7 protein-coding genes and 2 pseudogenes are annotated in these 8,325 nt (G+C 64.9%); 4 read left to right on the top strand and 5 right to left on the bottom strand.

From position 1 onward, the window contains the following. Positions 1 to 182: pseudogene (locus MOV74_RS24540) on the bottom strand (methyltransferase); the annotation flags it as partial. Continuing rightward, positions 175 to 402, bottom strand: coding sequence for a DUF2007 domain-containing protein (locus MOV74_RS24535; protein WP_246928408.1), 228 nt, complete (start codon positions 400 to 402; stop codon positions 175 to 177). The pseudogene MOV74_RS24540 and the gene MOV74_RS24535, both read right to left, overlap by 8 nt. A 134-nt stretch (positions 403 to 536) precedes the next feature. Here MOV74_RS24535 and MOV74_RS24530 point away from each other — a divergent pair, with 134 nt between their 5' ends. The 3 genes from MOV74_RS24530 (at position 537) to MOV74_RS24520 (ending at position 3,168) form a co-directional block, all read left to right on the top strand. After that, positions 537 to 1,544: a polyprenyl synthetase family protein gene (locus MOV74_RS24530; RefSeq protein ID WP_026202916.1), complete on the top strand. Its 1,008-nt coding sequence runs from the start codon at positions 537 to 539 to the stop codon at positions 1,542 to 1,544. A gap of 120 nt (positions 1,545 to 1,664) precedes the next feature. After that, a complete protein-coding gene (locus tag MOV74_RS24525; RefSeq protein WP_246928405.1) occupies positions 1,665 to 2,297 on the top strand; it encodes a LysE family translocator in 633 nt (210 codons plus the stop codon). Continuing rightward, positions 2,290 to 3,168: an alpha/beta fold hydrolase gene (locus tag MOV74_RS24520; RefSeq protein WP_246928403.1), complete on the top strand. Its 879-nt coding sequence runs from the start codon at positions 2,290 to 2,292 to the stop codon at positions 3,166 to 3,168. The genes MOV74_RS24525 and MOV74_RS24520 overlap by 8 nt, the downstream gene beginning before the upstream one ends. A 143-nt stretch (positions 3,169 to 3,311) precedes the next feature. Here MOV74_RS24520 and MOV74_RS24515 read toward each other — a convergent pair whose 3' ends face one another. From MOV74_RS24515 to MOV74_RS24505, 3 genes are all read right to left on the bottom strand, one after another. Then, positions 3,312 to 4,196, bottom strand: coding sequence for a 4-(cytidine 5'-diphospho)-2-C-methyl-D-erythritol kinase (locus tag MOV74_RS24515; protein WP_246928400.1), 885 nt, complete (start codon positions 4,194 to 4,196; stop codon positions 3,312 to 3,314). Between the two features lie 85 nt (positions 4,197 to 4,281). After that, positions 4,282 to 6,078, bottom strand: a complete 1,797-nt coding sequence (locus MOV74_RS24510; RefSeq protein ID WP_246928398.1) for a tetratricopeptide repeat protein — start codon at positions 6,076 to 6,078, stop codon at positions 4,282 to 4,284. A gap of 293 nt (positions 6,079 to 6,371) precedes the next feature. Continuing rightward, a complete protein-coding gene (locus MOV74_RS24505) occupies positions 6,372 to 8,033 on the bottom strand; it encodes an electron transfer flavoprotein-ubiquinone oxidoreductase (RefSeq protein ID WP_246928396.1) in 1,662 nt (553 codons plus the stop codon). A 135-nt stretch (positions 8,034 to 8,168) separates the two neighbouring features. Here MOV74_RS24505 and MOV74_RS24500 point away from each other — a divergent pair. Beyond that, positions 8,169 to 8,325: pseudogene (locus tag MOV74_RS24500) on the top strand (uracil-DNA glycosylase); the annotation flags it as partial.

The raw sequence follows: 8,325 nt of genomic DNA, 5'->3' as shown, positions 1-8,325 counted from the left end.
AGCGCCAGCCCGGCCGTGCCGATACCGGCGCCGAAATCAACCACGCGGTCCTCTGCCCTGGCCTCCGTCGCCGCCGCAAGCAGGATGGCATCATGCCCCGCGCGATGACCGGACCGCTTCTGCCTCAGCCGCAACTGCCCCCCGAGAAAGGCGTCCTCGGTAATATTTGCGGCCTCACTCATTGCCGCGCAGTTCGTGGCTGAGGCCGGCCTCAGTGAGGAGGTCCCTGGCCTCCTGGGCATCGTCCTCATGAACCAGGATCCGCCGCGGCAAAATGCCGAGCGAGCCCTCGATGATGCTCATGTTCTGGTCCAGCACCAGATGATGGATGTTGGCGCCGTCGAGCAGCGCGCCGATCGCCGACACCAGCACCATATCGTTGGTCCGAACCAGTTCACGCAAAACGAGAGGTCTCCTGCCCAAAGGGGGCTAAAGCGGCAAATGTCAATGGTTCCGCAGGCCTTGCCGCATCCGCTGCCAGTTTCTATTGTCTTTCCGTCAGAATAGCCCTTCCGGGGCAAATATTGGAGACCGGCGTGGCCGTCATCGTACCTTTCGAAACTCCCGGCGCGTCGATCGAAGAGCTGGTTGCCCTTGTCGCTCCTGATATGGAGCGCGTCAACGCCACGATCCTGTCGCGGACGGGTTCGGACGTGACCATGATCCCGGAAGTGGCCAACCATTTGATCTCCTCCGGAGGCAAGCGGCTGCGGCCGATGCTGACGCTCGCGATGGCCAACCTCGCCGGCTACACCGGCGACGGCCACATCAAGCTCGCAGCAAGCGTCGAGTTCATGCACACGGCCACCCTGCTCCATGACGACGTCGTCGACGAGAGCGAGATGCGCCGCGGCAAGCTGTCGGCGCGCATGCTCTGGGGCAACGAGGCAAGCGTCTTGGTCGGCGACTTCCTGCTCGGCCAGGCCTTCCGCATGATGGTCGAGGTCGGCTCGCTCCGCGCGCTCGACATCCTCTCCGCGGCCGCCGCCACCATCGCCGAGGGCGAGGTGATGCAGCTCGCCGCCGCCAAGAACACCGCGACCACCGAGGACGAATATCTCGCCGTGATCCGCGGCAAGACCGCCGAGCTGTTCGCCGCCGCCTGCGAGGTCGGCCCCGTCATCGCGAACCGCCCGAAGGCGGAGCAGACCGCCTGCCGCTCGGTCGGCATGAATCTCGGCATCGCCTTCCAGCTCGTCGACGACGTGCTCGACTATGGTGGCAAGAGCGCAAAACTCGGCAAGAACACCGGCGACGATTTCCGCGAGGGCAAGATCACCCTGCCGGTCGTGCTCGCCTTCCGCCGCGGCAACGACACCGAGCGCGCGTTCTGGATCCGCGCGCTGGAGCGTGGCGAGATCGGCGATTCCGACCTCGACCATGCCATCGGGCTGATGAACAAGCACCGCGCGCTCGAGGATACGCTGAGCCGCGCCCAGCACTACGGCGCCATGGCGGTGGACGCGCTGGCGCTGTTCCCCTCCTCGCCGATGAAGAGCGCGCTGGAGCAGGTGGTGGCGTTCTGCCTGGCGCGGTCGCATTGAGCGCTGCGATCTGACGCTCGCGCCTCAGGGTGCTGGCGATCGGCAGGAGCGCGCTGCTCTCCCCCGCGTGGACTCAACGAGAGGCCTTGCAATCGCGGCACGCTGCGCTACCAAAACGGGATGATCGAAACCAATTTCTGGCCGTTCCTGGCCGCAGCCTGTCTCATTGCCGCAATTCCCGGTCCCGGCATCTTCTACGTCGCGGTACGGACCCTGTCCGAGGGGCGCGCCAGCGGGTTTGCATCGACCGCGGGCACCGCGCTGGGCGGACTGGTTCATGTGGTCGCCGGCAGCGTGGGCATCTCCGCGATCATCCTTGCCAGCGCCGAGCTGTTTGCCGCGGTGAAGTTCGTCGGCGCGCTTTATCTGGTCTGGCTCGGCATCAAGACGTTTCGCAGCGCCGGCCGCACGCTGGCGCTCGATAACGAAGCCGTCGGCGACAAGCGCGCCTTCCGCGACGGCGTGCTGGTCGAGGCGTTGAACCCAAAGACCGCCGCGTTCTTCCTCGCCTTCATTCCGCAATTCCTCGATCCCACGGCATCGAACCCCACGCTGCAATTCATCATGTTAGGTGCGATCTCGGTGGCGTTGAACACGCTCGCCGATATCGTCGTGGTGCTGATGGCCTCCGCGACACGCACGCAGCTGATCGGACGGCCGCATCTGATGCAGCGTCTCACGCAGGGCTCTGGCGTCTTCATTGCAGGTCTCGGCCTGTCGCTGGCCTTGGCGCGGCGGCCGGCAAATGGCTAGCACCCCGCAGGATCGCTTCTATGAATCGCATGGCCTGCGGCTGCATTACGCCGATTGGGGCAATGAGAGCGCACCGCCTCTCATTCTGGTCCATGGCGGCCGCGATCACTGCCGGAGCTGGGACGTCATCGCCCGGTCGCTGCAACCGCATTTTCACATCATCGCGCCCGACCTGCGCGGCCACGGCGATTCCGAATGGACCAGGGGCGGCAGCTACGCACTGACCGAATATGTCTACGATCTCGCCCAGCTCGTTCGCACCATCGCAGCGCCTCAGGTGACTCTCATCGGCCATTCGATGGGCGGCATGGTGAGCCTGATCTTTTCAGGGTCATTCCCTGAAAAGGTCTCGAAGCTGGTCGTGCTCGACGGCGTGACCATGTTGCCGGATACGCCGAAGGCCCCGGCGCACGAGCGCATCAGCAAGTGGGTCGGCCAGCTCGACAAGCTGCATGACCGCACACCGCGCCGCTATTCAACCCTCGAGGCTGCGGCGGCGCAGATGGTGCTTCACAACAAACGTCTCTCCCGAGAGCTCGCGCTGCATCTCGCCACGCACGGCGCCCGGCAGAACGAGGACGGCAGTTATAGCTGGAAGTTCGATCCCCATCAGCGCACCTCGGCGCCGCACCGGCTCTGGCCGGACGATCACGTCGCGCTGTGGGCCCGCATTGCCTGCTCGACGCTGCTGTTGAACGCCGGCGAAAGCTTTCTCGCCGGTGCCAGGTCAGCGGGCCTGGAGCGGTATTTCACGAACGCGCGCGTCGAGACCATCCCAGGCGCCGGACACTGGCTGCAGCACGACAAGCCGCAGGAGGTGTTGAGTGAGATCCGGCGGTTCTTGGGGCTCGACGGGGACAGCGCGGGTTAGCACAACTGCCGTAGTGTGGGCAAAGGCGCGACAGCGCCGTGCCCACGTTCTTGGAAGTGGTGGGCACGCTTCCGCCTTCGCTCTTCGAGCTACGGCGGACAAGTCGCTTTGCCCACCCTCCGGCAGTGTCTTTGACGAAGCAGCTAGCTCAACGTCCCCGCATGCACCCACCAGCCGGGATGGTCGCGCCGGATCTTTTCGGCGGCGGCATGCACATCGGCGGCTGAGCCGTAGATTGCAAAGCACGTCGCGCCCGAGCCGGACATGCGGGCAAGCTTGACGCCGGTGGAAGAGCGCAAGGCTTCCAGCACCTCGCCGATGACAGGTTCGATGCGTAGCGCAGGCGCTTCGAGATCGTTGACGACGGTGTCGAGAACGTCGACCCAATCGGTGATGGAGGCGCCCTCCTCCGGCCAAGCCGGGGCGCGGATGACGTCGGTCACGCCGACCAGCAGTTCGCCGTTGCGCAGGCCCAGCGCCTGGAACACGTCCTTGGTGGCGACAGGCACGCGCGGATTGACCATCACGCAAGGCATGCTCGGCAGTGCGAGCGGCAGCAGCTGCTCGCCGACGCCGGTCATGTCGCAGGCGCGCGAGAAAAGGCACACCGGCACATCGGCGCCGGTCGCGAGCGCGACCTTCTGGAGCCTGGGATCATCGAGCGACAAATTGTTGAGACGGGCCAAGAGCCGCAGCGCAGCCGCGGCGTCGGCAGAGCCGCCACCAATGCCGGCCGCAACCGGCAGCACCTTGTCGAGCGCGAACGCGCCCAGCTTCAGGCCCGGCACGGCCTCGGCCAACAGCTTGGCGGCCTTGAACACGAGATTGTCGGACATCTCGCCGCAGGCCTCGGCCAGCGGCCCGGTGGTGGTGAGCTTCAGCTCGCCGCCCGGCTCCAGCGTAAGCCGGTCGGCGCAGTCGGCAAATGCGACCACGCTTTCGAGATCATGATAGCCATCGGCACGGCGGCCCACGACGCGAAGGCTGAGATTGACCTTCGCCCGTCCTTCTTCAATCAACGCCGGCATCGGCGACACGCCCCCAACTTCACTTGTTCGTCGCGCATGATCTCATCGGAAAACCGCTACACACTTTTCCGGATCATGCGACGGCCTAGCCGCCCTTGCCGTCGTCCTTCTTCTTTTCCGCCTGCGCGGCCGAAGAGTTCGAATTGTCGTCGGTCAGCCCGTTCGCAATCTTGGCCTCGATCTTGGGCAGCTCTTCCGGCTCGGGCTTGAGATCGCGGGCGTGCGACCACTGGAATTTGGCTTCCAGCGTGCGGCCGACGCGCCAATAGGCGTCGCCAAGGTGATCGTTGATGGTGGGATCCTCGGGCTTGAGGTCGATCGCGCGCTCGAGATTCTTCACCGCTTCCTCGTAATTGCCGATGCGGTAATAGGCCCAGCCGAGGGAGTCGACGATGTAGCCGTCGTCGGGACGCTGCTCGACGGCACGCTTGATCATCTTCATGCCTTCGTCGAGGTTCACGCCCTGGTCGATCCAGGAATAACCGAGATAGTTGAGGACGTGCGGCTGGTCGGGCTGCAGCTCGAGCGCCTTCTTCATGTCGGCCTCGGCCTTGGCCCACTGCTTGGAACGCTCCTGGCAGATGCCACGATAATAGTACCAGACGCTGTTGGCCTTGTCGTTGCCGGCCGGCAGCACGTCGACGCCTTGCGAATAGGTCGCGCCGCAGTCGCCGAACCTCTTGCGGCCGCGCTCGATGTTGCCGAGCGCCATGATGGCTTCGAGATCCTTGGCGTCCTCCGTGGTGACACCCTTGAGGATCTTGATCGCCTCGTCGGTCCGGTCGGCGGAATCCAGATCAATGGCGAGCTGGATCTGCGCGTTGCGCTTGAGCGGCGAGCTCGCCGGCACGCGCTCGTAGACCTTGATCGCCATCTGCGGCCGCTTCACCGATTCGTAGAGATCGGCGAGCGAAAGCAGCGCCAGCGGATGCGTCGGCTGGAGGTAGAGCGAGAGCTGGAGATAGACCAGCGCCAGATCCTCGCCGCCGCGGCGGGTCAGCGTGGCGCCGATGCCGTAGAGCGCTTCAGCGGCGCCGGCCTGGGCGGAATCGACCAGCGGCGGCATTTTCTTGCCGGCTTTGGTCTCGCGCAGGCCTTCCTGGATCAGCGGATGACGCGCGAGCTTCTTGTCGAAGGCCTGATAGACGGTGGTCGCGGCGGCGGAATCCTTGTTGCGCGACAGCCAGCGCGCATAGGCCTCGCTCACGCGCAGCATGGAATCGTCGAGCTTGTAGGCGCGCTCGAAGCGGGTGCCGGCGTCCTTCTCCTTGCCGGAGAGCTCGAGGATCATGCCGGCGTGAAGGTCCTTGAACAGCGGATACCATTCGGGACCTGCGAGCTTGTCGATGGTGGCAACACCACCCTTGGCGTCGCCGGCACCATAGGCGGCCCAGCCCGACAGCAGCGTGGCGACGAGATCGGTTATCGGGCCGCGGATCGACTGGCTGATGTTGGTCTGCGCGGCCGCGTACTTCTTCACCTTGAGATCATGCACGCCGACGACGAGACGCGCGACGCGGTTGGTCTTGTCGATGGTGAGGACGCGCTCGGCGAGCTTGACCGCCTCCTCGATGTCGCCGTCGGCGACCGACGAGATAAAGGCGCGGTCGAGCAGCTCGTTGTTCTTGGGATCGGTGCGCAGGGCCGAGCGGTAGAACGCGGCGGCAGAGGCCGCGTCGCGCTCGACGCTGGCATGGCGGGCGGCGAGATAGCTGCCGGCACCGGTGAGCGACTTCAGATCATTTCGGGTTGGAAACTGCGCCGCCGTGTTCTCCGGGTGATCCGGCGTCTGCGCCAGAACGCTACCCGGGACGGTCGCGATCGCTGTGCCCATGAGGGCGATGGCGGCAACAGTCCAGCGGTTGAAACGATTTGAAAACATCAGGGCTCGCCTTGAGTTGGTAGTGCCTGGGTTTGCAGCAAAGGGCCGTATCGCATGCGAACGCGGCCGGTGGCATCCGGACCCGGAACCGTCCGGCCGACAATGCCGCTTTTGGCGCTTCGCCGCAAGGATTCGGGCCGGACGATCCCCTCCGCACGCCCCAAATCGGCCAAGTGACCGGTCGGAGCAGCCCCAAGACGCTGCTACTATGGCCTTATCGTGGCCGCGGCGGGTCGCCGCAGCCGGGTGCTCACGTGAACGTGCGCAAGATCACCCTTGGTAACTCGGTGCCCTTACATGGCCTCGTAATTCGGGCCGCCGCCGCCCTCCGGGGGAACCCAGGTGATGTTGCCGTTGGGGTCCTTCACGTCGCAGGTTTTGCAGTGGACGCAATTCTGGGCGTTGATCTGGAAGCGCGGGCTCGAACCCTCCTCGACCCATTCATAGACGCCGGCCGGGCAATAGCGATTCGAGGGACCGGCGAACACGTCGTGCTCGGACGTCTTCTGGAGGTTCATGTCCGTGACCTTGAGATGGACCGGCTGGTCCTCCTCGTGATTGGTGTTGGACAGGAACACGGACGAGAGCTTGTCGAATGAGATCTTGCCGTCGGGCTTCGGGTAGTTCTTCGGCACGTGGCTCTTGGCCGGATCGAGCGTGGCGCGATCGGGCTTGGCGTGCGACTGCGTGCCGAACAGCGAGGCGCCGAACAGCGTGTTGCACCACATGTCGAGGCCGCCGAGCGCGACGCCGAGCACGGTGCCGAACTTCGACCACAGCGGCTTGACGTTGCGCACCAGGAACAGGTCCTTGCCAACGGAGGACGAGCGCCAGGCGTTCTCGTATTCGACGAGCTCGTCATTGGTGCGATCGGCGGCGAGCGCTGCCGCGACGTGCTCGGCCGCGAGCATGCCGGTGCCCATCGCATTGTGCACGCCCTTGATGCGCGGCACGTTGACGAAGCCCGCCGCGCAACCGATCAGCGCGCCGCCGGGGAAGCTGAGTTTCGGCACCGACTGATAACCGCCCTCGGTGATGGCGCGCGCGCCGTAAGCGAGCCGCTTGCCACCCTCGAAAGTGCCGCGGATCGAGGGATGGGTCTTGAAGCGCTGGAACTCGTCGAACGGCGACAAATAGGGATCGTCGTAGTTCAGATGCACGACGAAGCCGACGGCGACGAGATTGTCGTCGTAATGATAGAGAAAGGAGCCGCCGCCGGTCTTCATGTCGAGCGGCCAGCCGAAGGAATGCTGGATCATCCCCTTCTGGTGCTTGGCGGGGTCGATCTGCCAGACTTCCTTGAGGCCGATGCCGAACTTCGCCGGCTCGCTCTTGGCATCCAGCGCGAACTTCGCGATGAGCTGCTTGGTCAGGCTGCCGCGGGCGCCTTCGGCGAACAGCGTGTACTTGCCGAGCAATTCCATGCCGCGGGTGAAGGAGTCCTTCGGCTTGCCGTCGCGTCCGACGCCCATGTCGCCGGTGGCGATGCCCTTGACCTTGCCCTCCTCGTCATAGAGCACCTCGGCCGCAGCAAAGCCCGGATAGATCTCGACGCCGAGCGCTTCGGCCTTACGGGCTAGCCAGCGGCAGACATTGCCGAGCGAACCGATGAAGCAGTGATGATTGTCCATCAGCGGCGGCATCATGAAGTTCGGCAGCTTGATCGCGCCGCCAGCCGTCATCCAATAGAAGCGGTCGTCCTTCACCTGGGTCTTCAGCGGGCAGTCGGAATCCTCGCGCCAGTCCGGGATCAGCTTGTCGAGCCCGGCCGGATCGATCACAGCGCCCGAGAGAATATGCGCGCCGACCTCGGAGCCCTTCTCCACCACGACGACGTTGAGATCGGCGTTGAGCTGCTTCAGCCGGATCGCAGCGGACAGGCCCGAGGGGCCGGCGCCGACGATGACGACGTCGAATTCCATGGATTCGCGCGGGGGAAGTTCTTCGGTGCTCATCTGATCTCAGCCCTTGAGACGGTCCTTGGTCGATTGCGCCCTCTTGTTTCCGATTTTTCCGGGTAGGACAACCTCGGAAATGCGTTTCGCCGGGGTGCAAGGCGCCTTAAACTGAACTAATAGTCAGACTTTCTCATGATACCCGAACCCGCACCCACCGTCCGTGAGCTTCTCGCCTTCTATCTGGAGGCTGGAGTCGACTGCGCGCTCGCGGAGGAGCCAATCGACCGCCTGGCGGAATTGGATGCCCCACCGCCGGCCCCGCGCGTGGCACCGCCGGTCGAGGCGCCGC

Origin of the sequence: Bradyrhizobium sp. SHOUNA76 (assembly GCF_023006445.1) — a bacterium.
Taxonomy (GTDB): Bacteria; Pseudomonadota; Alphaproteobacteria; order Rhizobiales; family Xanthobacteraceae; genus Bradyrhizobium.
Note: the sequence above shows the minus strand (reverse complement) of the source record. Positions and strands in the feature narration are given on the sequence as shown.

Excerpts from the sequence above, each read along its gene's own strand:
- MOV74_RS24515 (WP_246928400.1), bottom strand. The coding sequence starts at position 4,196 with ATGCCGGCGTTGATTGAAGAAGGACGGGCGAAGGTCAATCTCAGCCTT.
- MOV74_RS24510 (WP_246928398.1), bottom strand. The coding sequence starts at position 6,078 with ATGTTTTCAAATCGTTTCAACCGCTGGACTGTTGCCGCCATCGCCCTC.
- MOV74_RS24525 (WP_246928405.1), top strand. The coding sequence starts at position 1,665 with ATGATCGAAACCAATTTCTGGCCGTTCCTGGCCGCAGCCTGTCTCATT.
- MOV74_RS24520 (WP_246928403.1), top strand. The coding sequence starts at position 2,290 with ATGGCTAGCACCCCGCAGGATCGCTTCTATGAATCGCATGGCCTGCGG.
- MOV74_RS24505 (WP_246928396.1), bottom strand. The coding sequence starts at position 8,033 with ATGAGCACCGAAGAACTTCCCCCGCGCGAATCCATGGAATTCGACGTC.